The 26,348-nt window shown below is 72.7% G+C and carries 23 protein-coding genes and 1 pseudogene; 6 read left to right on the forward strand and 18 right to left on the reverse strand.

The window, feature by feature from the left end:
• Both AB0K51_RS17445 and pdhA read right to left on the reverse strand, forming a co-directional pair.
• Nucleotides 1-834: transketolase C-terminal domain-containing protein (locus tag AB0K51_RS17445; RefSeq protein ID WP_363455860.1), on the reverse strand; the 834-nt coding region annotated here is incomplete at its 3' end.
• Nucleotides 831-1,988, reverse strand: coding sequence for a pyruvate dehydrogenase (acetyl-transferring) E1 component subunit alpha (pdhA, locus tag AB0K51_RS17450; protein ID WP_363455658.1), 1,158 nt, complete (start codon nucleotides 1,986-1,988; stop codon nucleotides 831-833). The genes pdhA and AB0K51_RS17445, both read right to left, overlap by 4 nt.
• A 305-nt stretch (nucleotides 1,989-2,293) precedes the next feature.
• Between pdhA and AB0K51_RS17455 the strand changes: the two genes are divergently transcribed.
• Together AB0K51_RS17455 and AB0K51_RS17460 are read left to right on the forward strand one after the other, a co-directional pair.
• Complete coding sequence (locus tag AB0K51_RS17455; protein WP_363455661.1) at nucleotides 2,294-2,953, forward strand: response regulator transcription factor; 660 nt, start codon at nucleotides 2,294-2,296, stop codon at nucleotides 2,951-2,953.
• A gap of 58 nt (nucleotides 2,954-3,011) precedes the next feature.
• Nucleotides 3,012-4,097 (forward strand): phosphotransferase, encoded by a 1,086-nt coding sequence (locus AB0K51_RS17460; protein ID WP_363455664.1) that lies wholly within the window; start codon nucleotides 3,012-3,014, stop codon nucleotides 4,095-4,097.
• Between the two features lie 61 nt (nucleotides 4,098-4,158).
• Here the strand turns inward: AB0K51_RS17460 and AB0K51_RS17465 are convergent, their stop codons facing one another.
• The 5 genes from AB0K51_RS17465 to AB0K51_RS17485 all read right to left on the reverse strand — a co-directional run bounded on the left by AB0K51_RS17465 (nucleotide 4,159) and on the right by AB0K51_RS17485 (nucleotide 10,263).
• Nucleotides 4,159-5,820: a protein kinase gene (locus tag AB0K51_RS17465; protein ID WP_363455667.1), complete on the reverse strand. Its 1,662-nt coding sequence runs from the start codon at nucleotides 5,818-5,820 to the stop codon at nucleotides 4,159-4,161.
• Between the two features lie 110 nt (nucleotides 5,821-5,930).
• Nucleotides 5,931-7,361, reverse strand: coding sequence for a protein kinase (locus AB0K51_RS17470; protein WP_363455670.1), 1,431 nt, complete (start codon nucleotides 7,359-7,361; stop codon nucleotides 5,931-5,933).
• Between the two features lie 157 nt (nucleotides 7,362-7,518).
• Nucleotides 7,519-8,118: a bacterial proteasome activator family protein gene (locus AB0K51_RS17475; RefSeq protein ID WP_363455863.1), complete on the reverse strand. Its 600-nt coding sequence runs from the start codon at nucleotides 8,116-8,118 to the stop codon at nucleotides 7,519-7,521.
• A gap of 91 nt (nucleotides 8,119-8,209) precedes the next feature.
• On the reverse strand, nucleotides 8,210-9,181 hold the full coding sequence (locus AB0K51_RS17480) for a hypothetical protein (protein ID WP_363455673.1): 972 nt from the start codon (nucleotides 9,179-9,181) through the stop codon (nucleotides 8,210-8,212).
• Between the two features lie 113 nt (nucleotides 9,182-9,294).
• Nucleotides 9,295-10,263: an NAD(P)H-quinone oxidoreductase gene (locus AB0K51_RS17485; RefSeq protein ID WP_363455675.1), complete on the reverse strand. Its 969-nt coding sequence runs from the start codon at nucleotides 10,261-10,263 to the stop codon at nucleotides 9,295-9,297.
• 170 nt (nucleotides 10,264-10,433) lie between these two features.
• Here AB0K51_RS17485 and AB0K51_RS17490 point away from each other — a divergent pair, with 170 nt between their 5' ends.
• A complete protein-coding gene (locus AB0K51_RS17490; protein ID WP_363455678.1) occupies nucleotides 10,434-11,519 on the forward strand; it encodes an NAD-binding protein in 1,086 nt (361 codons plus the stop codon).
• A 151-nt stretch (nucleotides 11,520-11,670) separates the two neighbouring features.
• Here AB0K51_RS17490 and AB0K51_RS17495 read toward each other — a convergent pair whose 3' ends face one another.
• From AB0K51_RS17495 to AB0K51_RS17510, 4 genes and pseudogenes are all read right to left on the reverse strand, one after another.
• Nucleotides 11,671-12,057, reverse strand: coding sequence for a hypothetical protein (locus tag AB0K51_RS17495; protein WP_363455681.1), 387 nt, complete (start codon nucleotides 12,055-12,057; stop codon nucleotides 11,671-11,673).
• Nucleotides 12,058-12,124: 67 nt separating this feature from the next.
• Nucleotides 12,125-13,324: a molybdopterin molybdotransferase MoeA gene (locus AB0K51_RS17500; protein ID WP_363455866.1), complete on the reverse strand. Its 1,200-nt coding sequence runs from the start codon at nucleotides 13,322-13,324 to the stop codon at nucleotides 12,125-12,127.
• Nucleotides 13,325-13,433: 109 nt separating this feature from the next.
• Nucleotides 13,434-14,408 (reverse strand): annotated as a pseudogene (locus AB0K51_RS17505) (NTP transferase domain-containing protein).
• 38 nt (nucleotides 14,409-14,446) lie between these two features.
• Entirely contained in the window at nucleotides 14,447-15,379 is a 933-nt protein-coding gene (locus AB0K51_RS17510) for an MBL fold metallo-hydrolase (protein ID WP_363455684.1), read from the reverse strand.
• Between the two features lie 222 nt (nucleotides 15,380-15,601).
• Here AB0K51_RS17510 and manA point away from each other — a divergent pair, with 222 nt between their 5' ends.
• The gene (gene manA, locus AB0K51_RS17515) at nucleotides 15,602-16,795 is read left to right on the forward strand and encodes a mannose-6-phosphate isomerase, class I (protein ID WP_363455687.1); all 1,194 of its coding nucleotides are present in this window, start codon (nucleotides 15,602-15,604) and stop codon (nucleotides 16,793-16,795) included.
• 7 nt (nucleotides 16,796-16,802) lie between these two features.
• Here the strand turns inward: manA and AB0K51_RS17520 are convergent, their stop codons facing one another.
• The 3 genes from AB0K51_RS17520 to dnaB all read right to left on the reverse strand — a co-directional run bounded on the left by AB0K51_RS17520 (nucleotide 16,803) and on the right by dnaB (nucleotide 22,103).
• The gene (locus AB0K51_RS17520; protein ID WP_363455690.1) at nucleotides 16,803-17,366 is read right to left on the reverse strand and encodes an HD domain-containing protein; all 564 of its coding nucleotides are present in this window, start codon (nucleotides 17,364-17,366) and stop codon (nucleotides 16,803-16,805) included.
• A gap of 84 nt (nucleotides 17,367-17,450) precedes the next feature.
• On the reverse strand, nucleotides 17,451-19,133 hold the full coding sequence (locus AB0K51_RS17525) for a hypothetical protein (protein ID WP_363455693.1): 1,683 nt from the start codon (nucleotides 19,131-19,133) through the stop codon (nucleotides 17,451-17,453).
• Nucleotides 19,134-19,262: 129 nt separating this feature from the next.
• Nucleotides 19,263-22,103 (reverse strand): replicative DNA helicase, encoded by a 2,841-nt coding sequence (gene dnaB, locus AB0K51_RS17530; RefSeq protein ID WP_363455696.1) that lies wholly within the window; start codon nucleotides 22,101-22,103, stop codon nucleotides 19,263-19,265.
• A gap of 460 nt (nucleotides 22,104-22,563) precedes the next feature.
• Between dnaB and AB0K51_RS17535 the strand changes: the two genes are divergently transcribed.
• Nucleotides 22,564-23,901 (forward strand): MATE family efflux transporter, encoded by a 1,338-nt coding sequence (locus tag AB0K51_RS17535; protein WP_363455698.1) that lies wholly within the window; start codon nucleotides 22,564-22,566, stop codon nucleotides 23,899-23,901.
• A 96-nt stretch (nucleotides 23,902-23,997) separates the two neighbouring features.
• Here AB0K51_RS17535 and rplI read toward each other — a convergent pair whose 3' ends face one another.
• The 4 genes from rplI to rpsF all read right to left on the reverse strand — a co-directional run bounded on the left by rplI (nucleotide 23,998) and on the right by rpsF (nucleotide 25,749).
• Nucleotides 23,998-24,444: a 50S ribosomal protein L9 gene (rplI, locus tag AB0K51_RS17540; RefSeq protein WP_363455701.1), complete on the reverse strand. Its 447-nt coding sequence runs from the start codon at nucleotides 24,442-24,444 to the stop codon at nucleotides 23,998-24,000.
• A gap of 17 nt (nucleotides 24,445-24,461) precedes the next feature.
• Nucleotides 24,462-24,698 carry a 30S ribosomal protein S18 gene (rpsR, locus tag AB0K51_RS17545; RefSeq protein ID WP_030270170.1) on the reverse strand — a complete coding sequence of 79 codons (237 nt, stop codon included), beginning with the start codon at nucleotides 24,696-24,698 and terminating at the stop codon, nucleotides 24,462-24,464.
• A gap of 69 nt (nucleotides 24,699-24,767) precedes the next feature.
• Nucleotides 24,768-25,358, reverse strand: a complete 591-nt coding sequence (locus AB0K51_RS17550; RefSeq protein WP_363455704.1) for a single-stranded DNA-binding protein — start codon at nucleotides 25,356-25,358, stop codon at nucleotides 24,768-24,770.
• Between the two features lie 100 nt (nucleotides 25,359-25,458).
• Nucleotides 25,459-25,749 carry a 30S ribosomal protein S6 gene (rpsF, locus tag AB0K51_RS17555; protein ID WP_363455706.1) on the reverse strand — a complete coding sequence of 97 codons (291 nt, stop codon included), beginning with the start codon at nucleotides 25,747-25,749 and terminating at the stop codon, nucleotides 25,459-25,461.
• A 235-nt stretch (nucleotides 25,750-25,984) separates the two neighbouring features.
• Here rpsF and AB0K51_RS17560 point away from each other — a divergent pair, with 235 nt between their 5' ends.
• Nucleotides 25,985-26,290: a hypothetical protein gene (locus AB0K51_RS17560; protein WP_363455709.1), complete on the forward strand. Its 306-nt coding sequence runs from the start codon at nucleotides 25,985-25,987 to the stop codon at nucleotides 26,288-26,290.
• Nucleotides 26,291-26,348 lie beyond the last annotated feature (58 nt).

Consider the following 26,348-nt stretch of genomic DNA (forward strand, 5'->3'; position numbering starts at 1 on the left):
CGTCAACCGCGCCGCCAACTCCGCACCCAGACCCAGGAACACCGGCGCCTCGTGCACCACGATCGCGCGCCCGGTCCGCTTCACCGACTCCTCCACCGTCGCGAAGTCGATCGGCGACAGCGACCGCAGGTCGACCACCTCCAGCCGGCGGCCGTCCTCCAGCGCCGCCTGCGCCGCCTCCTGGCACACCTTCACCATCGGCCCGTACGCGATCAGCGTCGCATCCGCACCCGGACGCACGACCCGCGCCGCGTGCAGCGGCAGCATCGCGTCCTCACCGACCTCGCCCTTGTCCCAGTACCGCCGCTTCGGCTCCAGGAACACCACCGGATCGTCCGACTCGATCGCCTGCCGCAGCATCCAGTGCGCGTCGTGCGCGTTCGACGGGCTCACCACCCGCAGACCCGCCGTGTGCGCGAAGTACGCCTCGTGCGACTCACTGTGGTGCTCCACCGCCCCGATACCGCCACCGAACGGGATCCGCACCGTGATCGGCATCTTCACGTGCCCCAGCGCCCGCGCGTGCATCTTCGCCAGCTGCGAGACGATCTGGTCGAACGCCGGATACACGAACCCGTCGAACTGGATCTCCACCACCGGCCGGTAACCGCGCAGCGCCAGACCGATCGCGGTCCCCACGATCCCCGACTCCGCCAACGGCGTGTCGATGACCCGGTCGTCGCCGAAGTCCTTCTGCAGACCGTCGGTGATCCGGAAGACGCCGCCCAGCTTGCCGATGTCCTCGCCCATCAGGACGGTCTTCGGGTCGCTCTCCAACGACTTGCGCAGCGCGTCGTTCAACGCCTTCGCAATGCTCAACTGCCCGGCCATCAGTGGTACTCCCCACCCTCGAAGGAGGCGGCGTACGCCTCGTACTCGGCGCGTTCCTCGTCCACCAGGGGGTGCGGCTCGCTGTACACGTGGTCGAAGATCAACGTCGGGTCCGGATCCGGCATCGAGCGGACGCCCTCCCGCACGCGCAGGCCGAGCTTCTCGCTCTCGGCCTCGACCTCGGCGAAGAACGCCTCGTCGGCGAGGCCCTCCTTGTCGAGGTACGCCTTCAGGCGGAGGATCGGGTCCTTGGCCTTCCAGGCCTCGGTCTCCTCGGACTCCCGGTAGCGGGTCGGGTCGTCGGAGGTGGTGTGGGCACCCATCCGGTAGGTGAACGCCTCGACCAGGACCGGGCCCTGGCCGGTGCGGGCGTGGTCCAGCGCCCAGCGGGTGACCGCCAGGCAGGCCAGCACGTCGTTGCCGTCGACCCGGACACCCGGGAAGCCGAAGCCGGACGCCCGGCGGTACAGCGGGATCCGGGTCTGCACCGTGGTGGGCTCGGAGATCGCCCACTGGTTGTTCTGGCAGAAGAACACGACCGGGGAGTTGTACACCGAGGCGAAGGTGAACGCCTCGTTCACGTCGCCCTGGCTGGACGCGCCGTCGCCGAAGTAGGCGATCACCGCGTCGTCCGAGCCGTCCTTGGTGATGCCCATCGCGTAGCCGGTCGCGTGCAGGGTCTGCGCGCCGATCACGATCGTGTAGAGGTGGAAGTTCTTCTCGTTCGGGTCCCAGCCGCCGTGGTTCACGCCGCGGAACATGCCGAGCAGGTTCAGCGGGTCCACGTCGCGACACCACGCCACGCCGTGCTCACGGTAGGTCGGGAAGGCGTAGTCGCCCGGCCGCAGCGCCCGGCCGGAACCGACCTGCGCCGCCTCCTGACCCAACAACGAAGCCCACAGGCCCAGTTCACCCTGCCGCTGGAGCGAGGTGGCCTCGGCGTCGAAACGCCGCACCAGCACCAGGTCGCGGTAGAGCGAACGCAGCTCCTCCGGCGTGATGGTCAGGGGGAATTCCGGGTTCTCGACCCGGTCGCCTTCCGGCGTGAGCAGCTGGACGAGCTCCGGCTCGGCGGCCTGCCCGGTCCGGGGGTGGTCAGGGACGCCGGGGGCGGCCTTCTTGCGCGCCCTCGCCGTGCTTTTGACGGTCACGTTCACTCCTCGGTCTGTCCGGCCGCCCGGGGTCGCCGGTGGCCGGTCCGGTCACCTCCTCGCCCGGGCGCGTGGGTGTGCGCTCCGAGTGCGGGTAGGTGGTGTTCCCATTCCGACGGCGTCCCTCACGAGAACGTTACCCAGCGGGGCCCTTCAGCGCCTTTGCGCTAGGACGTCCTACTTGTTCTCGGTCGAGAAACCGCCGGTGTGACGCGGCTTACTCGATGCCATCAGGACACCAGCGCACGGTATCCGGGCAGCGGCCGCTGCGTAAGGGGGTAACAGGCATCGATTTGTGCGAGGCTTTGCAAATGACTGATAACGGACATATCCGGGTTTTTCTCCTCGATGATCACGAAGTGGTGCGGCGCGGGGTGCACGATCTGCTGTCCGTCGAGGACGACATCGAGGTGGTCGGCGAGGCCGGGACGGCCGCCGAGGCGCTGAACCGGATCCCCGCGGTCCACCCGGACGTGGCGGTGCTGGACGTCCGGCTGCCGGACGGGAACGGCGTCGAGGTGTGCCGCGAGATCCGCTCCCAGGACCCCTCGGTGAAGTGCCTGATGCTCACCTCGTTCTCCGACGACGAGGCGCTGTTCGACTCGATCATGGCGGGGGCCTCCGGATATGTCCTGAAAGCGATCCGCGGCACCGACCTGCTCTCCGCGGTGCGCGACGTGGCGGCGGGCAAGTCGCTGCTCGACCCGATCGCCACCAGCCGGGTGCTGGCCCGGCTGCGCGAGGGCGGCGAGAAGGAGGACGAGAAGCTCGCGCAGTTGACGAAGCAGGAGCGCCGGATCCTCGATCTGATCGGCGAGGGGATGACCAACCGGCAGATCGGCAACGAGCTGCACCTGGCCGAGAAAACCGTAAAAAACTACGTCAGCAGCCTGCTGGCCAAGATGGGCATGGAGCGCCGCACCCAGGCCGCCGCCTACGTGGCCCGCCTGCAGGCCGATCAGCAGCACTGAGACCAGATCGCATACGCTGTGTCAAGTCACCATCACGCCGAGTAATACGCTCTGCTGCGTGACGGACGGTCAGACCATCTCCCTCGCGCCGGCCCGCCCGGACGCCACCGCTCCCCCCGTCGGCACCCTCAGCCCCCCGGTCGCGCACGCCGCCGTGGCCGGAGTGCTGCGCGCCTACCGCACCGGACCGCCCAGCGCGGTGGCCCCGGTCGCCGAGGGCCTGCTGAACCGGGGGTACCGGGTGTCCACCGCCGACGGCGACTACTTCCTCAAGTGCTACGTCGACCGGGCCACCGCCGGCCGGCCCGCGATCACCGCCCAGCACCGCGCCACCACCGCGCTGGCCGGGCTCGGTCTGCCGGTCACCCCGCCGCTGGCCGCCGAGGACGGCCGCACCGTGACGGCGCACGGCGGGCGGCTGTTCGCGCTCTACCCGTGGGTGGCCGGCGGGCACCGGCACGGCACCGAGCTCGACCCCCTGCGCTGCACCGAACTCGGCTCCCTGCTGGGCGGGTTGCACCTCGCGCTGGCCCGGGTCTGCGCCCCGCTGCAGCAGCCCGACGGGGTGCTCGGCGCCGAACCGGAGGAGACCGAGCGGATCGTCGGCGAGCTGCTCGCCCTGGCCCGCGCGCACCGGCCGTACGGCCCGTTCGACCGGCTCGCCGAGCAGCGGCTCACCGAGCGGCTCGACCTGCTCGCCGCGCACCGGCACCGCCGACCCGGCCCCGCCGACGCCCCGCCGACCGGCTGGACCCACGGCGACTTCCACGGCCTGAACATCCTCTACCGCGGCGACACCGTCACCGCGGTGCTGGACTGGGACAAGCTCGCGCCGCACCCGGTCGCCGAGGAGGCGGTCCGCGCCGCCACGCTGCTGTTCAACGACCGCGCCACCGGCGTCCTCGACCTCGGCCGGGTCCGGCACTACGCCCGCGCCTACCGCGCCAGCGGAGCCGCCACCGCCGAGCAACTCGCCGCCGCCACCCACCGGGTGTGGTGGGAACGGCTGAACGACCTGTGGATGCTGCAGTGGCGCTACCAGCGCCGCGACCACCGCGCCGACCCGCTGTTCCCGGGCTCCGCCGGGCAGTTGACCTGGTGGTGCGCCGAGTACGAGCAGGTCCTCGACGCCTTCACCAACTGACCTCCGGCCTCAACCGAGGCCTCCGCCGACCGGATTGACGTGACGTCCGGTCGGCGGCGGGTCACTCCGGCTGGGCCGCCGACGTGGGGCTCGCCTTCGTGCTGCTCGGCGGGGCGGCCGGGCTGGTGCCGGTGGTCGGCGTCCCGCCGGCGCTCGGGCTCCCGGACGCGGACGGCGAGGCCGAGTGCGAGGGGCTCGGCGAGGGCGAGGCGGACGGCGACGCGGAGTGCGAGGGGCTCGGCGACGGCGAGGCGGAGGGCGACTCCGTTTGCCGGCTGGCGGTCTGACTGCGGGTCGGGAGCGTGGTGCTCGGCCGCTCCGTCGGGGTCGGGGAGACCGGGGCGCTGCTGCTCTGGGTCGGCTGGAGCGGCGTCTCGTTCTTGTCCCGATTGGCCGTCAGCGCCAGCGCCACCCCGATGGTGGCCGCCAGTACCAGCGCGACCAGCGCCAGCACCCAGCCCCACGGGTTGCGACCCTTGCGCCGGCCCTCGTCGTCCTCGCCGCCACCACCACCGCTCGCCGCCGGGTAGGGCTGCGCGGGCGTCTGGTACGGCGAGGTCACCTGGTAGGGCAGCAGCTCGGTCGGTCCGGTCCCGGGCGCGCCGACCGCGCCCATCGGCTCGGTCAGCGAGTCGGAGCCGCTCGGCGGGGTGGTGTCCCAGCCGCCCGCGGCCGCGGCTGCGGCCAGCCCGGCCGCACCCGACGGGAACCCCGCGCCGGCCGCGCCGTGCATCTGCCGCAGCGCGTGCTGCACGTGCGCCCGGAACTCGTCGGCGCTCTGGAACCGGTCGTCCGGGTTCTTCTCCAGCGCCCGCAGCACCAGCGCGTCCAGCTGCGGCGGCACCCGGTCGTTGGCCCGGGACGGCGGCACCGGGGCGTCCTGGACGTGCTGGTACACCACGGCCAGCGGCGTCTCGCCGGTGAACGGCGGCCGCAGGGTGAGCAGTTCGTACAGCATGCAGCCGGCCGCGTACAGGTCCGAGCGGTGGTCCACGGCCTTGCCGAGCGCCTGCTCCGGCGACAGGTACTGCGGCGTGCCCATCACCATGCCGGTCTGCGTCATGGTGGAGGCGGCGCCGGTCAGCGCCCGGGCGATGCCGAAGTCCATCACCTTCACCGCGCCGCCGGTGGTGATGATGACGTTGGCCGGTTTGATGTCCCGGTGCACGATGCCGTGCCGGTGGCTGTAGGCCAGCGCCTCCAGCACCCCGGCGGTGATGATCAGCGCCTGGTCGACCGGCGGCGCCGCCTCGTCCACCAGCAGCTCGCGCACGGTGCGGCCCTCGACCAGCTCCATCACGATGTACGGGGTGGACTCCCCGTCGTGCTGCTCCTCGCCGGTGTCGTAGACCGCGACGATCGAGTGATGGTTGAGCGCGGCGACCGAGTGCGCCTCACGGGTGAAGCGCAGCCGGGCGGTGTCGTCCTCGGCGAGTTCCGAGCGCAGCAGCTTGACCGCCACGGTGCGGCCCAGCCGGATGTCCTGGGCGGCGAACACCTCCGCCATCCCGCCGCGGCCCAGCCGCCGGGTCAGCCGGTACCGGCCCTCGCCGACCGTGGCGAGCGGAACGGCGGTGCCGCGTCCGGGAGTTCCCGTCCCGGCAGGCGGCGTCGCGGCCGCCGCGGGGCCCTGGTCCTCAGCCGCGGTCCGGTCTGCGGCGTCCGCACCCGGGACGTCCCGCTGCTCCGCCTCGCCGTCGTCCGGTCGTTCGCTCTGACCCATCGCTCCTCGCCCCGGGCACTCGCTCGGCGCGCGGTGGCCCTGTCGGTTCCTTCCTCAGCACGCTACCGTCTCGCGCCGTCCGTCGTGTCACACGGCGGCGCGGATCGGCCTCAGAGCGCGCCCGCTCCGCCCGCCGCGGAGCCCAGGTCCAGCACCGTGCGCAGGGTCGGCGCGCCGTAGGTCGACGAGCCCGAGTTCGACCCGGCCGCGGCGATCATCACGATGACGATCGCCAGCACGATCACACCCACGATCACGCCCACCACGATCAGCGCGGTCGAGCAGCCGCTGTTGTTGCTCGGCGGCGCGTACGGCACCGTGACCGGCGGACCGATCGGCCCGGTCTGCTGCGGGAACGGCTGCGGCGTCTGCGGGTACCCCGGCTGCGGGAACGGCTGAGGGGTCTGCGGCGCCTGCGGGAACGGCTGGGGAGTCTGCGGTGCCTGCGGGAACGGCTGCGGCGTCTGCGGTGCCTTCGCGAACGGCTGCGGCTGCGGGGTCTGCGGCGCCTGCGGGAACGGCTGGTACGGCTGCTGCACCTGCGGCGCCGGGGTGCGCAGATCGCCGGTCACCTGCGGGAAGTTGGTCAGCGAGGGCGCGGCGTGCACCGAGCGCGGGCCCTCTCCGATCACCAGCGGGGTGGACGCCTGCAACGGCGTGTTGCCCTGCTGCTCCCCCGCCGCGACCCGCTCGACCTCCTCGCGCATCGCCTCCGCGGTCGGGAACCGGTGCGCCGCGTCCTTCCGCAGCGCCCGCGCCACCAGCGCGTCCACCGCGGGAGTGACCGCCGGGTTCAGCGTCGACGGCGCCGGCGGGGTCTCCTGCACGTGCTTGTACGCGATCGAGAACGCCGAGTCCCCGTCGAACGGCAGCTGCCCGCTGAGCAGTTCGAACAGCATGCAGCCCACCGAGTACAGGTCGGAGCGGGCGTCCACGCTCTTGCCGAGCGCCTGCTCCGGCGACAGGTACTGCGGGGTGCCGACCACCATGCCGGTCTGCGTCATCGACGTGACTCCGGACTGCAGCGCGCGGGCGATGCCGAAGTCCATCACCTTGACGACGCCCTTGGAGTTCACCATGACGTTCGCCGGCTTGATGTCCCGGTGCACCAGCCCCTGGTCGTGCGAGGCCTCCAGCGCCGACAGCACCGCCGCGGTGATCTTCAGCGCCTGCCCGGCCGGCATCGCGCCCCGGGTGCGCACGTGCTCGTCCAGCACGTCCTTCAGGGAGCTGCCCTCGACGTACTCCATGACGATGAACGGGGTGGGCGTCCCGTCCGGCGCGATGTCCTCGCCGGAGTCGAAGACCGAGACGATGTTGGTGTGCTGCAGCCGCGCCACGGCCTGCGCCTCACGCCGGAACCGCTCCTTGAACGAGGCCTCCCGGCCCAGTTCGGTGTTGAGCGTCTTCACCGCGACCTGACGGTCCAGCACCGAGTCGTACGCCAGGTGGACCGACGCCATGCCGCCCTGCCCGAGCAGCCGCTGCAGCACGTAGCGGCCGTTGCCGAGCGAGCGGCCCCCGGTGGTGCCCTCAGTCATGGTCCCAGCTCCCCCTCGGCGCGCGGTACTTCCGGACAGGGGTCAGGGTAGCGGCTCGGGGCCGCGCTGCCGCGCGACCCCTGCCGAGTGGTGGATGATGAGGAATTTTCAGTTGTGCACTGCCGTGACTGGCGGGGCGACAGTCACCGGGTACCGGTCACAGGTAGGGGCCGGAGCGGATGCCGCGGCCGGGAGCCGGTTCGTCCAGCTCGCCCTCCGCGCCGTGCATGCCCGGCGGCAGCGCCCGGCGCATCTGCTCCAACTGGGCCCGGGCGGCCATCTGCTGGGCGAACAGCGCGGTCTGGATGCCGTGGAACAGGCCCTCCAGCCAGCCCACCAACTGGGCCTGGGCGATCCGCAGTTCGGCCTCGGTGGGGATGGTCTCCTCGGCGAAGGGCAGCGACAGCCGCTCCAACTCCTCGACCAGCTCAGGCGCCAGACCCAGCTCCAGCTCCTTGATCGAGCTGGCGTGGATGTCCTTCAGCCGCGCCCGGCTGGCCTCGTCGAGGGGCGCCGCGCGGACCTCTTCCAGCAGCTGCTTGATCATGCTGCCGATCCGCATCACCTTGGCCGGCTGCTCGACCATCTCGGTCACCGGCAGTTCCCGCGGCTCCCCGCCGTCGTCGCTCCGCCCCAGTGCCCCGGCCGGCGCGGTGCCCACCGCCATCCCGTCGGGCCCGACGATCAGCACCTTCGGACTGTCATCGGATTTCCCGCTCGACACTTGGTATGGCTCCTGCCGCGACCGCTCGTTCATCGGGTTGGTCATAGCTCCTTCATATGCTTCGTCCACCACGATGGTCAACGAACCCGGGCCATCGATCGTCCCGGCCCCGCCGCGGAGCCCGCTAGCGGCGGCGCATCCGCAGGCCCACCAGCCCCAGCCCGAACCCGATCAGCGCCAGGCCCGTGCCCAGCGGCAGTTGCAACGCCGACGGGTCGGTCCAGTGCAGCGGGAAGGCCGGGTCGACCGGGCCCGCCGCCACCGCCTCGGGCGACGCCCCCGGCGTTTCCGCACCCGCGCCCGGCTCGGGCTGCGCCGCATCCCCGTCCGACTGCCCGCCCACCGCCCCCGGGACGTCCAGCTCGGGCACGGCCAGCTCCCCGCCGCCGCTCTGCTGCTGCTCCGGCTCCACCTCCTGCACCGACGGCGGGGGCACCTCCGGCACCTCCGGCACCTCCGGCAGCATCGGCTCCGCCGGGAGGGCCGGGACCACCGCGTGCTGGTGGCTCTGGTGCTGCGGCCCCGCCGTCCCCGACGGAGTCGGCTGCGGCGAGGCACCCGTGCCCGCCGCCGACGAGGCCGAGGGCGACGCGGACGCCGAGGAGGACGGCGACGGCGACGGCGTCCCGGACGGCTCGGCGGAGGGCGAACCGCTCGGTGACGGTTCCGGCGACGGCGACGCCGGTGCGGTGGCGGGCATCGTCGCGGTCCGGGTCTCGGTGGCGCTCGGCGACGCCGCGACGGGGCTCGCGGACGTGCTCGCCGTCTCGTCCGGCAGGCCGGGTATCGCGCTGCCGGGCGACGCCGCCGCGGGCCCGCCGGCCGGCAGCCGGCCCGCCTGCTCGCGCGCCGCGTCCAGCTGTGCCTCGGCCTGCACGCGGGCCGCCTCCACCTGCGCGACGGTCTGCTCCCGGATCCCGTCCACCACGCCTGCCACCGCACCGCCGCCCGGCCCGGTCGCCGCGGCGGGAGCGGCGAGCAGCAGCGGCAACGCCAGCCCCGCCCCGGTCAGCACCGCCCACCGCCGGATCGGCGCCGAACGGGCAGCGGCGGAACGGTGCGGAACCGAGGACGCGGAGCGGCGACGAGCAGGCATGGACGGCGGTCCTTCCGACGGCCGCCCGCACCTGAGTGCGGGCGGAGGCGGAACAGCTTGTGGCCAGCCTCACACATTCGGACAATTCGGGCATGTCGGTCCTGCGGCCGAGGTCAGAGCTCCAGGACCACCTTGCCGACCTGCTCGCCCGCCTCGACCACCCGGTGGGCGGCGGGGGCCTCCGTGATCGGCAGCACGCGGTCGATCACCGGTGCCACCACACCCGCCTCGACCAGCGGCCACACGTGCTCCCGGACGGCGGCCACGATCGCGGCCTTCTCCCCGAGCGGACGGCCGCGCAGGTTGGTGGCCACCAGTGCCGCGCGCTTGGCCAGCAGGGTGGAGAGGTTGAGCTCGGCCGTGACGCCGCCCTGCAGGCCGATCACCACCAGCCGGCCGTTCACGGCGAGGGCGTCGACGTTCCGCTGCAGGTACTTGGCGCCCATGATGTCCAGGATCACGTCCGCCCCGCCGAGCGCCGCCACCTCGGCGACGAAGTCCTGCCGGCGGTAGTCGATCAGCACGTCGGCGCCGAGCTCGGCGCAGCGGGCCAGCTTCTCCGGGCTGCCCGCGGTCACCACGACGCGCGCGCCGACCGCCTTGGCCAGCTGGATCGCCATGGTGCCGATGCCGCTCGCGCCGCCGTGCAGCAGCACCGTCTCGCCGGGGCGCAGGTGCGCGACCTGGAACACGTTGGACCACACCGTGCACGCCACCTCGGGCAGCGCCGCCGCCTGCACCGGCGTCAACCCCGCGGGCACCGGCAGCAGTTGACCGGCCGGCACGACGACTTGCTCCGCATAGCCGCCGCCCGACAGCAGGGCGCACACCTGGTCGCCGACCGCCCAGCCCGCCACGCCGGGGCCGAGCGCGACGATCCGCCCGGCGCACTCCAGGCCCGGATACGGTGAGCTGCCGGGCGGCGGGTCGTAGAAGCCCATGCGCTGCAGCAGATCGGCCCGGTTGACCGCGGTGGCCGCGACCTCGACCAGCACCTCGCCGGCCGCCGGAGTGGGTTCGGGTACCTCGGCCCAGACCAGCTGCTCCGGTCCGCCGGGCTCGGGAATCGTGATGGCTCGCATGCCCGCCACGCTACTTGTCCCGCCCCCGAACTCCCCGGCCACCCGCCGCTGCCCGCCCCCGCCTGGCGGTTCGTCAGCCGACGTGCGATCAGTTCGGCGGCTCCGACGGGCCGGCGACACTCCGGCCCCGGGGCCCCGCGCCGACCGTCCCACCCCGCATCCTTTTCCCTGTGCCGAACTCCACCCCGCCGACCCGGCCCACGCGCAAGCCGTACCGGGACCCCGGCGCCGACACCGCCGACCCCGCCCGCCGGATCACCCTGCCCGCCCGGCCGACCCGCCCACCGCTGCGCCAGGTCGGCAAGCGGCTGGCCCTCGCGCTCGGGGTGCTGGTGCTCACCACCTTCCTGGTCTACGCCGACCACGCCGGCTACCACGACAACGCGGACGACACGGTCAGCTTCCTGGACGCGGCCTACTACGCCACCGTCACCCTCTCCACCACCGGCTACGGCGACATCACCCCGGTCAGCGACGGCGCGCGACTGGTCAACATCTTCGTGATCACCCCGCTGCGCGTGGTCTTCCTGATCATCCTGGTCGGCACCACCCTCGAAGTGCTCACCGAACGCACCCGCCTGCAGTGGCGGATCGAACGCTGGAGGCACACCGTGCGCGAGCACACCGTCGTGATCGGCTACGGCACCAAGGGGCGCAGCGCCGTCGACACCCTGCTGGGCCAGGGCGTCCCGAAGGACTCCATCGTGGTGGTCGACCCGCAGGCCAGGGCGATCGACCAGGCCACCCACGACGGACTCGTCGGCGTCCTCGGCGACGCGACCCGCGCCGCGACCCTGCTGCGCGCCGAACTCCCGCGCGCCGCGCAGGTGGTGGTCGCGCCCGAACGCGACGACACCGCCGCGCTGATCATGCTGACCGCCCGTCAGCTCAACAAGGGTGCGACCGTGGTCGCCGCGGTCCGCGAGGACGAGAACGCCCCGCTGCTCCGCCAGAGCGGCGCCGACGTCGTCGTCACCTCCTCCAGCTCGGCGGGCCGCCTGCTCGGCATGTCGATGCTCAGCCCGAACGCCGGCTCCGTGATGGAGGACCTCCTCACCTACGGCAACGGCCTCGACGTCGCCGAACGCCCCGTCACCAAGGCCGAAGCCGGCCGCAGCCCCCGCGACTGCGCCGACCTCGTCGTCGCAGTCGTCCGCGGCCGCCGCATCCTCAACTACACCGAACCCGAAGCCGCGACCCTCCACCTCACCGACCGCCTCATCGTCATCAAACCAGCCACCCCAGTCGCCACCTGACGCAGCCACCCGGAAGCAACGCTGCCGCCCCCAGCGCCAGCACCTCAGCCCCGGCACAAGCCGCCTCCTCACCCCCGGTGCGCCGCAGGCTTGAGCGGCAGCAGCTCCGCTGGCACGGCGTCAGCCATCTCTTCACCGCAAGCGACTCCCGCTACAGCAACGGCAGCTCCAGCCGGGAGACCGCCCGGGGGATGACGGCCAGGGCGTCAGCGAGAGCGAGGCCTCGAAACATGGCGGGGCCGTCGTGCGGCCAGCACAGCACCACCTCTTCACCCCGCTTGCGCCGCAGGCTTGAGCGGCAGCAGCTCCGCCCTGACTCCAGCCCGGAGGGACTGCCCTGGGGGGAGACGGCCAGGGCGTCGGCGAGGGCGAGGCCTCGAAGCACGGCGGGGCCGTCGTGCGGCCAGCACAGCACCACCTCTTCACCCCGCTTGCGCCGCAGGCTTGAGCGGCAGCAGCTCCGCCCTGACTCCAGCCCGGAGGGACTGCCCTGGGGGGAGACGGCCAGGGCGTCGGCGAGGGCTAGGCCTCGGAGCATGGCGGAACCGTCGTGCGGCCGGCACAGCACCATCTCTTCATCCCCCTTGCACCGCAGGCGACTCCCGCTACAGCGCCAGGAGCTCCGTCTGGGCTCCGGCCGGGAGGCCGGCTGGGGGGATGACGGCCAGGGCGTCGGCGAGGGCTAGGCCTCGGAGCATGGCGGGGCCGTCGTGGGGGAGGAGGGCTAGGCCGGTGGGGGTGTGGCGGACGGGGTGGAGGCGGGTGTCGCGGGGGTGGCCGGGGAGGGGCGCGGCGAGGTGACCGGTGTGCGGGGCGGGGGCCGGGCGGCCGGAGCGGGCGTGCAGGAGGGGGAGGGCGAGGGTGACGGTGCCGGCCACCGCGGCGAGCGGGTTGCCGGGGAGCCCGACCAGGTGGCGGCCGCCGGGCAGCGCCGCCAGCAGCATCGGGTGCCCCGGCCGGACGGCCACGCCGTCGACGCGCAGGTGGCCGCCGGTAGCCTCGAGTGCGTCGTGCAGGAAGTCGACCGGCCCGGCGGCGGTCCCGCCGGTGGTGAGGACCAGGTCGGCGGGCGAGTGCCGGATGGCGTCCCGCAGCAGCCCGAAGTCGTCCCGCACGTACCGTCGGCCGATCAGTTCGGCCCCGGCCGCGGCCAGCCACGGCGGCAGCAGCGGTCCGAGCGCGTCCCGCACCCGCCCGGGCCCGGGGAGCCCGGAGTCCAGCAACTCGTCGCCGAGGACGAGCAGTTCGACGGTGGGGCGGCGGTGCACGGCGAGCGTGTCGTGGCCGGCCGCGGCGGCCAGGCCTAGCACCGCGGGGGTGACCATCGTCCCGGCGGGCAGCAGTTCCTCGCCGCTCGTGCACTCCTGCCCGCGCGGACGGATGTCTTGCCCCGGGTCCACCCGGCCGTGCAACTGCCGGACGTCACCGGGGTGTTCGTCGACCCGGCCGTGTTCGCGGCGGAGCACCCCGGTGGCGCCCGGCGGGAGCTGGGCGCCGGTGGCGATCTCCACCGCGGTGCCGTCGGGCAGCGGGTGGCCGAAGTCGCCGGCCAGCAGCCGTCCGGTCAGCCGCCACGGGCCGGGTCCGGCCACCGCCCAGCCGTCCATCGCGGAGGTGTCGAACGCGGGCAGGTCGGTACGGGCGGCCAGCGGACGGGCCAGGGTGCGACCGGCCGCGTCCGCCAGCGCGACGTGTTCCACCGGCAGCGGCCCGGCCGCCGCCCGTGCGGCCGCCCGGGCGTCCGGCCACGGGCATCCGCGCAGGGTGGCCTCGCCACGCTCCAGCCGTACGTCCGGGTCCACCATCCCGCCGCTCAACGCCCCGTCGATCATCGCCCGACCGCCCGACCGCACGGGCCGGCGCCGAGCCGGGCACAACCGCCCCGCCGGACCCGAGCCACCGCCACCGACCCGCTCATCGCTCGGCCGCGTCCGTCCCGGCCGCACCGTCCGACTCCGCCGCCCACCGCTCGGCGAGCGCCGTGGCCTTGGCCGTCGCGTCGGCGACGGCTGCCGGGCCACCGCCGTCGAGGGCGGCCGCGTAGCCCACCAGGAAGGCCGTCAACGGCGCGGCCGGGCGCTCCACACCGTGGGCGACCACCCGGGTCATGTCCAGCAGGGCCCGGACGTCCACCGCCAGGTCGAGGCCGAGTTCGGCACCGGCCGCGGCCATCCACTCATCCAACGTGCGCTCCATGACGCCCATGCTGCCCGATCCGCGCACCGCGGGGCCGCTTCCGGGGTGAGCGTCCCGAGTCGTTTCGCTCACGGGCGCCGCCGCGGCCGGTGAGGATCACCCCTCGCGGGCCGCCCGCTCCCGGGCCGCCGCGACCTGCTCCCAGGTGTCGCAGTCCTGCGCGGCCCCCGCCGGATCGGGCACCCGGACCAGCCGCAGCCCCAAGGTCACCCGCCGCAGCGGCGCACCCGCCGGGTCGCCCAGCGCCGCCACCGCCGACCGCAGCGCCGCCGTCCGGTACACCGCGGCCAGCGGCTGCTCCCGCCCGTCGGCGTCCACCAGCAGCGCCCCGTCCGCCGCCCCGTCCGGCGGGACCGGCCCGTCCAGCGCGGCCACCAGCCGGTCGACGGTCGCGCGGTCCAGGAACGGCAGGTCGGCGGCGAGCAGCAGCACCGCGGGCGCGGCGGCGTACGGCAGCGCCGCGGCGAGCGCCGCCACCGGCCCGCCACCGGGCGGGTCCTCGCGCAGCAGGCGCACCCCGGCGGGCCCGGTCGGCCGCGGCGGGCCGACGACCAGGACCGCACCCGCCCCGGCGCAGGCGTCCAGCACCCGGTCCAGTAGCGTCCGTCCGCCGACCTCCAGCGCGGGCTTGTCCGCCCCGCCCAGCCGTCGCCCGGCCCCGCCGGCCAGCACCACCGCGTCGTACTCCGTCACCCGGCCAGTATCCGCCGCGCCCGGAACCCGGCGGGCGGCTACTCCTCGTCCTCGACGATCTCCGCGTCGACCACCCCGTTGTCCTCGTGCGGGACCTCCACGCGTTGGACGTTGGCGGCGGCGCCGAGTTCCAGGATCACCGGCAGGGTCAGGCCGCCGTAGCGCTCGTTGACCGCGTCGGCGAGGGCCTCCGGGTCGTCGGGGTGGTCGGCCAGCGCCTCGTCGAAGTCGCGCAGGTAATCGGCGGTGAAGCCGAGCACCCGGTGCGCGGCGTCGTCCATGCCGGGGGCGCGGTGGCCGGCGATCACCCGGTCCACGCCGAGGTCGGCGATCCGGCCCAGGTTGTGCGACCACTGGTCGCGGGCGGCGGGGTCGGTGTCGGCGGTCCACACGTGCGTGCCGTTGTAGACGAAGTCCCCGGCCACCACGGTGCGGATGCTCGGGATGTGCGCCACCGTGGAGCCCGCCGCGTCGCCCTGGCCGAGCTGCAGCACCCGGATCAGCTGACGGTCGATCATCAGCGGCTGCGGCAGCAGCGGGGCGGGCAGCAGCGGCTGGTCGGGGATGTCGTCGCCGTACACCGGCTTCCACTGCGCGACCTTCGCGGCGGCGGTCTGGCCGATCCCCTGCACCACGGACGGCGCGGCGAGCAGCTGCGCGGCGGGGAACAGCCGCAGCACCTCCTCGGCGCCGAAGTAGTGGTCCGGGTGCTGATGGGTGATCACGATCGCCAGCAGCTGGCGGCCCTTCCCGGCGATCCACTCGGCCAGCTCGCGGCCCGCCGAACGGGTCAGCTGGGCGTCCACCAGGATCGCCGTGCGCTCGCCCATGATCAGGCTGGAGGTGGCGAAGAACGCGGTCTCCGGACCGGTGAAGACGTCCACCTCCAGCGGGCGGACGGCCGGCGCGCCGCCCGCGCCGAGATGCGCTCCGCCGCCCTGGGCGGTCTCGTCGGGCGGTGACGCGGTCACGGCGGCTCCCTGGTCGGTTGCGGCGGCGGGCCGGACCGGCCCGATCCCCACCAGCCTGTCCGCAACACCCCGGCGACGCCGGGTAGGCGCGCCCAGGAGGGTGATCACTCCGGCGCCCGCCGAACGCCCTCGGCACCCGGTGGGGCGGCCATCGACGTCGGCTATTGTCGGTGGTCCCTCGGACCACGGCAGACCTGACGCGCACACACCTGGGAGTTCCTGATGGACCGGCTCCGCACCACCGTTCGCCCGTATGCCTGGGGCTCGGTGACGGCCATCCCCGAGCTGCTCGGGCAGGAGCCGACCGGTGAGCCGCAGGCCGAGCTGTGGATGGGCGCCCACCCCGGATCGCCGTCACTGGTCGACCGGGGCGACGGGCCGCAGCCGCTGGACCGGGTGATCGCCGCCGACCCGGTCGGCGAGCTCGGCGCCGCCGCGGTGGAGAAGTTCGGGCCGACCCTGCCGTTCCTGTTCAAGGTGCTCGCCGCCGCCGTCCCGCTCTCCATGCAGGCCCACCCGACGCTCGCCCAGGCCCGCGCCGGATTCGCCGCGGAGGAGGCCAGCGGCGTGCCGCTGGACGCGCCGCAGCGCAACTACAAGGACGCCAACCACAAGCCCGAGCTGATCTGCGCGCTGAGCGAGTTCGAGGGGCTGTGCGGCTTCCGCGAGCCCGCCGACGCGGCCGCCCTGATGGCGTCCCTGGCGGTGCCCGCGCTCGACCCGCTGATCGACCTGCTGCGCAGCAAGCCCGAGTCGGAGGCACTGGCCGGCGCGCTCGCCGAGATCCTCTCGATGACCGGCGAGCAGGCCGAGCGGACCGTCGCCGAGGTCGCCCGCGCCGTCACCGTCGCCGCCCCCGCCGACCCGACCGGCGCGCTGGCCGGCTACGCCTTCGCCGCCGCCGAACACCCCGGCGACACCGGGCTGCTCGCCGCCCTGCTGCTCAACCACATCGTGCTGCAGCCCGGCGAGGCGCTCTACCTCGGCGCCGGCGTCCCGCACGCCTACCTGCGCGGCACCGGCGTCGAGATCATGGCCAACTCCGACAACGTGCTGCGCTGCGGACTCACCCCCAAGCACGTCGACGTCCCCGAACTGCTCAAGGTGGTCGACTTCCACGCCACCCGGCCCGAGGTCCTGCGCCCCGAGCCCGCAGCCGACGGCGAACGCCACTACCCCGTCCCGATCGACGAGTTCCGGATCTCCCGGTACGACCTCACCGCCGACCGCCCGGTGCACCTGCCCGGCGACGCCCCGCAGATCCTGCTCTGCACCGCCGGCACCGTCCACCTCGCCGACGGAACACAGGAGTTGACCCTCTCCCCCGGCCAGTCCGCCTACCTTGCGGGCAACGGCGTCGCCACCACCGCGACCGGCCCGGGCACCGTCTTCCGCGCCACCGTCACCCTGGACTGACCCGCCTTCAGACCACCGGACGGGCCGCCTGGTACGCCAGTCGGCCCTCCGCACCGTCGCCGATCGCGGTCAGCACCTCGTCCAGCGCCAGGAACTCCTCCCAGCGCTCCCGCCCGCCGGCCTGCACCAGCACGGCCACCACCAGGTCCTCCAGCTCCGGCACCCGCTTGTTCTTCCACACCTTGTCGGCCAGGCTCACCAGCAGGTCCTCGACCCGCGTACCCGGGGCGTCCCACGAGGCGTGCCCCGCCGCGAACCGGGCCAGCTCCGGCGGTACCCCGGCGGCCAGCAGCAGGTCACGGCCGGCCGGCTCGTGCGCCGACTCCGGGCCGGAGAGCTCCGCCCGGTGCACCGCCTTCCCGATGTCGTGCGTCGCCGCCCCGAACAGCACCGCCGCCGGCTCGAACTCCAGCTCCGGACAGCGCCGTTGCACCCACGCCACCAGCTGCGCCGCCACGTCGTGCACCAGCCGCAGGTGCGCCACCAGCCGCGGCGGCGCAGCCGCCTCGGCCAGCAGCGCGGCGGCCCGCTCGGGCAGCGGGCGCAGCGCCGGTTCCGTCGACTCGTCCACGGTCGAACTCCCGTCTCTCGGTCACAGGATGCGACGGAGCCCCCGCGGACCGAGGTCCGCGGGGGCTCCCGAACTGATCGCGGATCAGCTCTTGTCGTAGAAGCCGAACATGTCGACGATCAGGTCGGTCTCGCCGAAGCTGACGTTCCAGAAGTCGACCAGGCCGGTGGTGCCGGTGTTCGCCTGCACCAGGTTGGGGACGGTGTCCCCGCGCTTCCAGTTCAGCGAGGACACGTTCGGCACCGGCGGCATGGTGGCGTAGTTGCCCTGGTAGGCCGCCTTGGTGTTCGGGTCCGGCGCGACGGAGAGGTGACCGTCGCCCGCGGTGTTGGTGACGGTCGCGTTCAGCGCCCAGCCGGTGATGTTCGAGTCCCAGGAGCCGAGGTCCAGCGGCACGTAGTCGAAGCCGCCGTAGTTGGCGTCGTACGCGTACAGCGGGTGGCCCCAGCTCGGGTCCCGGGTGTCGACCAGGCGGTCCGGGTTGACCGGGATGTAGGCGCTCTGGCTGTTCTGCGTGTAGTAGCCGACCACGTCGACGATCACGTCCGACGCCTTCCAGGCGCCGTTCTGGATCTGGATGCGGCCGTCCGCGCCGACCGGCACGATCACCGAGTTGGCCACGGTCTGGCCGACGGTGAAGTTGACGTTCGAGGCGGTGGGCAGGGACTGCCCGCTCGGGTACACCGTCAGGTGGCCGTCGCTGCCCGGGTTGGTGACGGTCACGTTCAGCGCCACCGCGGTGAACTTGCTGTCCGGCACCTGCGCGTTGGTCGGGATGGTCACCGGAACGGTGCCGTACGCGGCGACCTGGCCGCGCGGGGCGCCGGTGCCGTCACGGGTGTCCAGCAGGCGCTGCGGGTTGACCGGGGTGTAGCCGGAGGCCTGCGACTGGGTGAAGTACCCGGTCACGTCGGCGATCAGGTCGACGTTGCCCCAGCCGCCGTTGTACAGGTCGACGTAGCCGTTCGCCCCGACCGGCGCGATCACCAGGTTCGGAACCGTCTGGCCCGGCGCGTAGTTGAGGTTCGACGTGGTCGGACGGGCGTCGCCCTCGCCGTAGACGGTCACGTGGCCCGGAGTCTCCGGGTTGGTGACGGTGACGTTCAGCGCGACCGCGGTGACCCCGGCCGGGATGCCGCCGTTGCCCGCGATCTTGATCCGCGAGGTGCCGTAGGCCCCGACCTTGGCCGCGGGGGCGCCGGTGCCGTTACGGGTGTCCAGCAGACGGGTCGGGCCGTACGCGGTGTACGCGTTGCCCGCGGTCACCACGTTGAGGCCGCCGTTGACGGTGTTGGCGGCGCCGTCGGCCAGGCTGACGGAGATCGCGTAGCTGCCCAGGTGGGCGTAGGTGTGCGTCTGCTTGACCTCGGCGGTCGAGTAGATCGTCACCGGAGTGGTCGGGCTGCCGTCACCCCAGTTGATGGTGGCGGTGATCGGCCAGGTGTCGCTGGTGGCCGAGATGCTCAGCTCGATGCTGCGGGCGGTCGCCTGCACGGCGTGCAGCGAGGCACCCAGCGTGGCGTTGCCCACCGACAGCGCGCCGGCCTGCGGCTGCGCGTTCGGCTTGACGGACTGCTGCGCCGAGACCGACCCGCTGAAGGTCTGGAACTCGGGCTTCGGGGCCTGGACCGCAGCGTGCGCGCCGGCGGCCTTGGCGGAGGAGGGAGTTGAGTGCGAGTCGGCCGCTACGGCCTGGCTCGGGATGAACGCGAGACCGGCAGCAACGGCAGCGGCTCCCGCGAGAAAACGGCGATAAGACACCGACACCTCGTGAATAAAGTGATGATCCGATGAGAGGCTCGCTTAGCGTACAGATTCCGCCTTGCTCGAACAATCGCCTTTTTCCGAGCGCCGTATGACGCTTGGCCGAACGCCGACAAAATCTCCGACGGTCCGTCAGGTCACATCGCGGGTCATGTCGACAAAGCGTGAATAGTGGCCCTGGAAAGCGACGGTAATTGTCGCGGTGGGACCGTTTCGGTGCTTTGCGACGATGAGGTCCGCTTCGCCTGCCCGCGGCGACTCCTTCTCGTAGGCGTCCTCACGGTGCAGCAGGATGACCATGTCCGCGTCCTGCTCGATCGAGCCCGACTCACGCAGGTCGGAGACCATCGGCTTCTTGTCGGTGCGCTGCTCGGGACCACGGTTCAGCTGGGACAGCGCGATCACCGGGACCTCCAGCTCCTTCGCCAGCAGCTTCAGGTTCCGGGACATGTCCGACACCTCCTGCTGGCGGCTCTCCGCCCGCCGCGAGCCGCCCGACTGCATCAGCTGCAGGTAGTCGATGACCACCAGCCGCAGGTCGTTGCGCTGCTTCAGCCGCCGGCACTTCGCCCGGATCTCCATCATCGACAGGTTCGGCGAGTCGTCGATGTACAGCGGAGCCGCCGTCACCTCCGGCATCCGCCGCGCCACCCGGGTCCAGTCGTCGTCCGTCATGTTCCCCGACCGCATGTGGTGCAGCGCCACCCGCGCCTCCGCCGACAGCAAGCGCATCGCGATCTCGTTGCGCCCCATCTCGAGCGAGAAGATCACGCTCGGCAGGTTGTTGTGGATCGAACACGCCCGCGCGAAGTCCAGCGCCAGCGTGGAGTTGTGGGTCGGGACCATCGAACGGGTCGCCAGGTAGAGGTGGTCCGGGTTGTCGACCTCCACGCAGCGGACCGGCACGCTCTCGATCTCACGGACGTCCACGATGTAGCGCTGCGCCGACTTCGGAGTGGCCGGCCGCCGTCGCTCCGCGTGCGCCGCACGCTTGCGATCGAGCTCGAACACCTCGGTGGTGGGCGTGAAGGTGATCCGGTACAGGGTCGAGGTCTCGGCAGAGCGTCCGGCGACCGGCCTCGTCGCCATCCCGCAGCGGTAGCCGAGGCCGACCACCAGCTCGCGGAAGTCCTCAGCCAACCGGCGGTCGGTCACCGCGAACTGCACCGAGCCGGTCTTGGTCACCGTGCCGTCGGAATCCAGCAGCCCGGCCAGCAGCGCCCTGCGCTGCTCGACCGAGCCGCGCAGGTACGCCGCGGGGATGTGCTTGCTCCCGAGCACCCCGAGATCCCGCAGAACGGTCAGTAGGCTGCCGTGCCGCCGGGTGCACGCGTCACAGCGCGGCTCGGCGAACGGCGAGGCGCACGCACGGCCGCAGTCCACGCAGACGGTGGGCTGGACGGGCTCCGAGACCAGCCGCGCCCGGCCGCCGCACGAGCGACCGCAGGTGCGCACGTGGGCGAGCTTGGGCGTGAAGACGGCGCCGCAGACCACGCAGGACCGCTCGAAGGTGCTCGGCGGCTCCACCGCGTACCGGACCGCGTACGTCGGGGAGCCGTCGCCGACGGGCTTCAGGTCGAAGCCGTCCCGCGCGATCCGCTGAACCACCTCGGGGTCGGTCGTGGTGATCCGGGCCGCGTCGGTGTGACCGTCGCCCAGCCAGGCCCCGAGGGTGTACGGCGGAACGGGGAGCTCGCGCCGGGGCAGTTCGAGCGCGGCAGTGTTGCGTACCGAGTGGTTGCTGCGGCCGTCCGCCGAGGCGCAGCGCAGCGTCGCGGCGATCTCCTTGGTGGTCCGGATCCGGCCGACGCCGCCCGAGCGGCGTGCGGCGCGGGTCTCGGTGAGCCACTGGTGGTCCGCATCGGCGACCACCGAGGTGCCGTCGTCGAACACCACCTCGAAGCAGGGCCGCCCGGTCATCACCTCGGTGGCGGCCACCACCCGGGTCGGTCGGCCCTGGGCGTCGAGCAGCAGGTCTCCCGCGCGTACCGCGCCCATGGTGGTCCAGCCGTCCGGCGTCGGCAGCGGGGTGTCGAGGGCGAGGGCCTTACCCATGGCCGGGCGGGCGGCGATGACGATCATCTGGCCGGGGTGGAGGCCGTTGGTGAGGGCGTCGAAGTCGGCGAAGCCGGTGGGGACGCCGGACATCTGGCCGGAGCGGGAGCCGATCGCCTCGATCTCGTCGAGGGCGCCCTCCATGATGTCGGCGAGCGGGGCGTAGTCCTCGTTGGTGCGCTGCTCGGTGACGGCGTAGATCTCGGCCTGGGCGGCGTTGACGATGTCGTCGACGTCGCCCTCGGCGGCGTAGCCCATGCCGGCGATCCGGGTGCCGGCCTCGACCAGGCGGCGCAGGACCGCGCGTTCGTGGACGATCTCGGCGTAGTACTCGGCGTTGGCCGCGGTGGGGACCGAGTTGACCAGGGTGTGCAGGTAGGAGGCGCCGCCGACGCGGACGAGTTCGCCGCGCTTGGTGAGCTCGCCGGCCACGGTGATCGGGTCGGCGGGCTCGCCGCGCGCGTAGAGGTCGAGGATCGCGCCGTGGATCAGCTCGTGCGCGGGGCGGTAGTAGTCGGCGGGCTTGAGCACCTCGACCACGTCGGCGATGGCGTCCTTGGAGAGCAGCATGCCGCCGAGGACCGACTGCTCGGCCGCCAGGTCCTGCGGGGGGACCCGCTCGAAGCCCTCGCCGCCGAAGCCGCCCTCGCGGTCGCGGTCGCCGTCTCGGCCCGCCCGCTCACCCTTGGCCGGGAAGCGGTCGCCGCCCTTGCCGTCCCGCCGCTGGAAGCCGCCGGAGCCGCCCTGGCCGCCGCCTTGCCCACCGCCCTGGCCGCCCTGGCCATTCGAGCGGCGGGTGACCGGCAGGCGGTCTCCGGGGCCGTCCGGGAACGAGTCCAGCGGGAAGGCGTCGTCGGACGGCTGCCAGTCATCCTCCGGCGGCGGGGCGTCGTGGTCGTCGTACTGGGGGCCGGTCACGCGTCTTCCCCGATCAGCGAGTGGTGCGAGTTGGTGCGGGCCTGTCCGGTGGCGCACCCTCTTTCTTACGCCACCGAGCCGACAGTTCCGGCCGTGTGCGGGGCGGTGTCGCGCGGGCACCGTGGTCTGGTCCGGGGCCACGGTACGGGGGTCGGGCGGGTTCCTCCAAGGCGGTTATCCACAGGCCATGTGGATAAGTGTCCGAAGGCTGTGGAGAACCCCCGGAAAGCTGTGCACAACCCTGTGGACACCGTTGTGGATAACCACACGATCGCTCCGGTGTCAACTCGCTGACCTGCGAGTACTTCTTCGACGGGCTGTGCATGAGAAATTCTTCACACACCCGTGAGCGGAGCCGTTCAGGTGTTCGATCGGCCGTTCGAACGGGCGCTCATCCACAGGATCGGTAATAGATCGATGGGGCTAGTGCCTATTACCTGTGGATGAGTAGGCTGACCCCATGCCCTGGAGATCCACAGCAGCACCCGAACGCCGCCGCCACGACCGGGAGATCCTCGCCCTCGCCGTCCCGGCCTTCGGCGCCCTGGTCGCCGAACCGCTCTTCCTGATGGCCGACTCCGCCATCGTCGGACACCTCGGCACCGCCCAGCTGGCCGGCCTCGGCATCGCCTCCGCCGCGCTCACCACCGCCGCCGGGGTGTTCGTCTTCCTCGCCTACGCCACCACCGCCGCGGTCGCCCGCCGGATCGGCGCCGGCGACCGGCGGGCCGCCATCCAGCAGGGCATCGACGGCATCTGGCTGGCCCTGCTGCTCTCGGTCGGCGTGGTCGCCCTCACCCTGGCGCTCGCCCCGCAGGCCGCCCACCTGCTCGGCGCCTCCCCCACCGCCGCCCCGTACGCCGTCACCTACCTGCGGATCAGCGCGCTCGGGGTGCCGGCGATGCTGCTGGTGCTGGCCGCCACCGGCGTGCTGCGCGGGCTGCAGGACACCCGCACCCCGCTGCTGGTGGCGATCGGCGGCTTCAGCGCCAACCTGCTGCTCAACCTGGGCCTGGTCTACGGCGCCGGCCTGGGAGTGGCCGGCTCCGCCTGGGGCACCGTGATCGCGCAGACCGGGATGGCCGCGGCGTACGTCGCGGTGGTGGTCCGCGGCGCCCGCCGGGAGGGCGCGAGCCTGCGGCCGGACCGCACCGGGATCAAGGCCTCCGCCCGGGCCGGCGGCCCGCTGGTGGTGCGCACCATCAGCCTGCGCGCGGCGCTGCTGATCGCCACCGCGGTGGCCGCGAACCTCGGCGACGCCGAGGTGGCGGCCCATCAGATCACCATGACCATCTGGTCGTTCGTCGCCTTCGCGCTGGACGCCATCGCGATCGCCGGGCAGGCCATCATCGGCCGCTACCTGGGGGCGAGCGACCTGCCGGGCACCCGGGAGGCCACCCGGCGGATGGTCGAGTGGGGCATCGGCGCGGGCGTGCTGTTCGGCCTGCTGATGGTGCTGGCGCGGCCGCTGTACATCCCGCTGTTCACCGCCGACCCGGCCGTCCGGAGCCAGCTCGCCACGGTGCTGCTGCTGGCCGCGCTGACCCAGCCGGTCGGCGGACTGGTCTTCGTGCTGGACGGCGTGCTGATGGGCGCCGGCGACGGCGGCTACCTGGCCTGGGCGATGCTCGCCACCCTGCTGGTCTTCACCCCGGCCGCGCTGGCGGTGCCCGCGCTCGGCCTGGGCCTGGCCGGCCTGTGGTGGGCGATGAACCTGTTCATGCTGGCCCGCGCCGCCTTCCTGACCGGCCGGGTGCGCACCGGCCACTGGATGGTGACCGGCGCGGTGCGCGCCTGAGCACGGGCCTCGCCACGGGCACGACGAACCACCGGCACGACGAAGGGGCCGGACTCCCTGCGGAGTCCGACCCCTTCGTACTGGCTACTGCTTCGCTCAGGCGGCGACGACGTTGACGTCGAGGTTGGCCTGGACGTCACCGTGCAGCTTGACCGACACCTTGTGGGTGCCCACGGTCTTGATCGGCGAGGCGATCGCGACCGCGCGCTTGTCCACGACCGGGCCGTCGGCGGCCTTGATGGCGTCGACGACGTCGGCCTGGGTCACCGAGCCGAACAGGCGGCCGGCGTCGCCGGAGCGGACGGCCAGCTTGACCTGGAGGCCCTCGAGCTTCGCCTTGATCTCGTTGGCGGCCTCGAGGGTCTGGATGGCGTGGATCTTCCGGGCGCGACGGATGGCGTCGACGTCCTTCTGACCGCCCTTGGTCCAGCGGATGGCGAAGCCACGCGGGACCAGGTAGTTGCGGGCGTAGCCGTCCTTGACCTCGACGACCTCGCCGGCGCTGCCGAGGCCGGGGACCTCGTGAGTGAGGATGATCTTCATTCTTCGGTCACCCTCTCTTAGCGCGTGGTGGAGGTGTAGGGCAGCAGCGCCATCTCACGGCTGTTCTTCACGGCCGTGGCGACGTCACGCTGGTGCTGGGTGCAGTTGCCGGTGACCCGGCGGGCACGGATCTTGCCGCGGTCGGAAATGAACTTCCGCAGCAGGTTCGTGTCCTTGTAGTCAACGTAGTTGACCTTGTCCTTGCAGAAGACGCAAACCTTCTTCTTCGGCTTGCGAGCAGGCGGCTTCGCCATCGTGTGCTCCGTTTAGGTACGAAATCTGTCAGCGTTGCCGGGTCTTCGTGAAACCCGGCCCGCACCGCTTTAGAACGGGGGTTCCTCCGAGAAGCCGCCACCGGACGGGGCACCCCAGCCGCCGCCCTGCTGGCCGCCGGACGGGGCGCTGGACGCCCACGGGTCGTCGGACGGACCGGACTGGCCGCCACCGGAGTTTCCACCCCAGTTGCCGCCGCCCTGGCCGCCGCCGTAACCGCCGCCCTGCTGGCCGCCGCCACCGCCGAAGCCGCCGCCACCGCCCGGACCACCGGTCCGGTTGGCGCGGGTGACCTTGGCGGTCGCCGAGCGCAGGCTGGGGCCGACCTCATCGACCTCGACCTCGAAGACCGTCCGCTTCTCGCCTTCCTTGGTCTCGTAAGACCGCTGGCGCAGTCGGCCCTGCACGATGACGCGCATGCCGCGCTGCAGCGACTCGGCCACGTTCTCCGCCGGCTGACGCCAGACGTTGCACGTGAGGAAGAGGCTCTCGCCGTCCTTCCACTCGTTGGTCTGGCGGTCGAAGGTGCGCGGGGTGGACGCGATACGGAACTTCGCGACCGCCGCACCCGACGGGGTGAAGCGCAGCTCGGGGTCGTCGACGAGGTTGCCGACGAGGGTGATGACGGTCTCGCCTGCCATGTGGTGATGACCTCTCGGAAAGGAGTTCTGCGGTGCTCGTCAGCGATGTTTCACGTGAAACATGCGACGTGAGCGCTCCGGCGCGGACGCCGGAGTGGGCTCAGTGGGTGTCCGGGCGCAGGACCTTGGTCCGCAGAACCGACTCGCTCAGGCTGAGCTGGCGGTCGAGCTCCTTGACGACCTCGGGCGTGGCCTTGAGGTCGATGACCGAGTAGATGCCCTCGGACTGCTTGTTGATCTCGTACGCCAGGCGACGACGGCCCCAGGTGTCGATCTTCTCAACCTTGCCGCCGCCGGTGCGGACGACGTTGAGGAAGCTCTCGATCAGGGGGGAGACAGCTCGCTCTTCGACCGAGGGGTCGAGGATGACCATCACCTCGTAGTGACGCATGTGTAACCCACCTCCTTTGGACTCAACGGCCACGGTCTCTCCGTGGCAGGAGGGTTGTGCGCGTCGGCACCGGTGCCAGGGCATGCGGGCACGCCTCTACACCAGTACAGAGGTGCCAGCCTACCGGGTGACCCGACCGGCGGACAAAACACTTCGGTCCAGGGGTTGCCACCCGGAGCGAATCGGTCGCAATCTGGACAGAACGGCAAGCTTCCCTCCACTGGAGGTGGGTCCCATGGCGCAGACAGTCCACCGGCCGCCGCTGACGCTGAACACCGACGGGCACGCACATCCACGGGAGAACGCCCTGGTCGGCGTCACCGCGTTGCTCGGCCTGGTCGCCTTCGTCACCTCGTTCTTCCACAACCTGCATCTGCTGACCTCGTGGACCGGCCTGTTCGGCGTCATCGCCGGACTTGTCGGCCTGTTCTACTCGGTGACCACCGCCGAGCGGTTCGTGGTGGTGATCGGGCTGGGCGCGTCCGCGTTCGGCCTCTACCTCGGAGTGGCGCACGGCGGGCTGTTCGGGGGCGTGTGGTGAGCCCCGCGCGCGGCCACCGGTAGACCTCCGGGCCACCGAGCAACCCTTGGTGCCCTTC

It is taken from the genome of Kitasatospora sp. NPDC049285, from assembly GCF_040678815.1.
In the GTDB taxonomy this organism is placed as follows: Bacteria; Actinomycetota; Actinomycetes; order Streptomycetales; family Streptomycetaceae; genus Kitasatospora.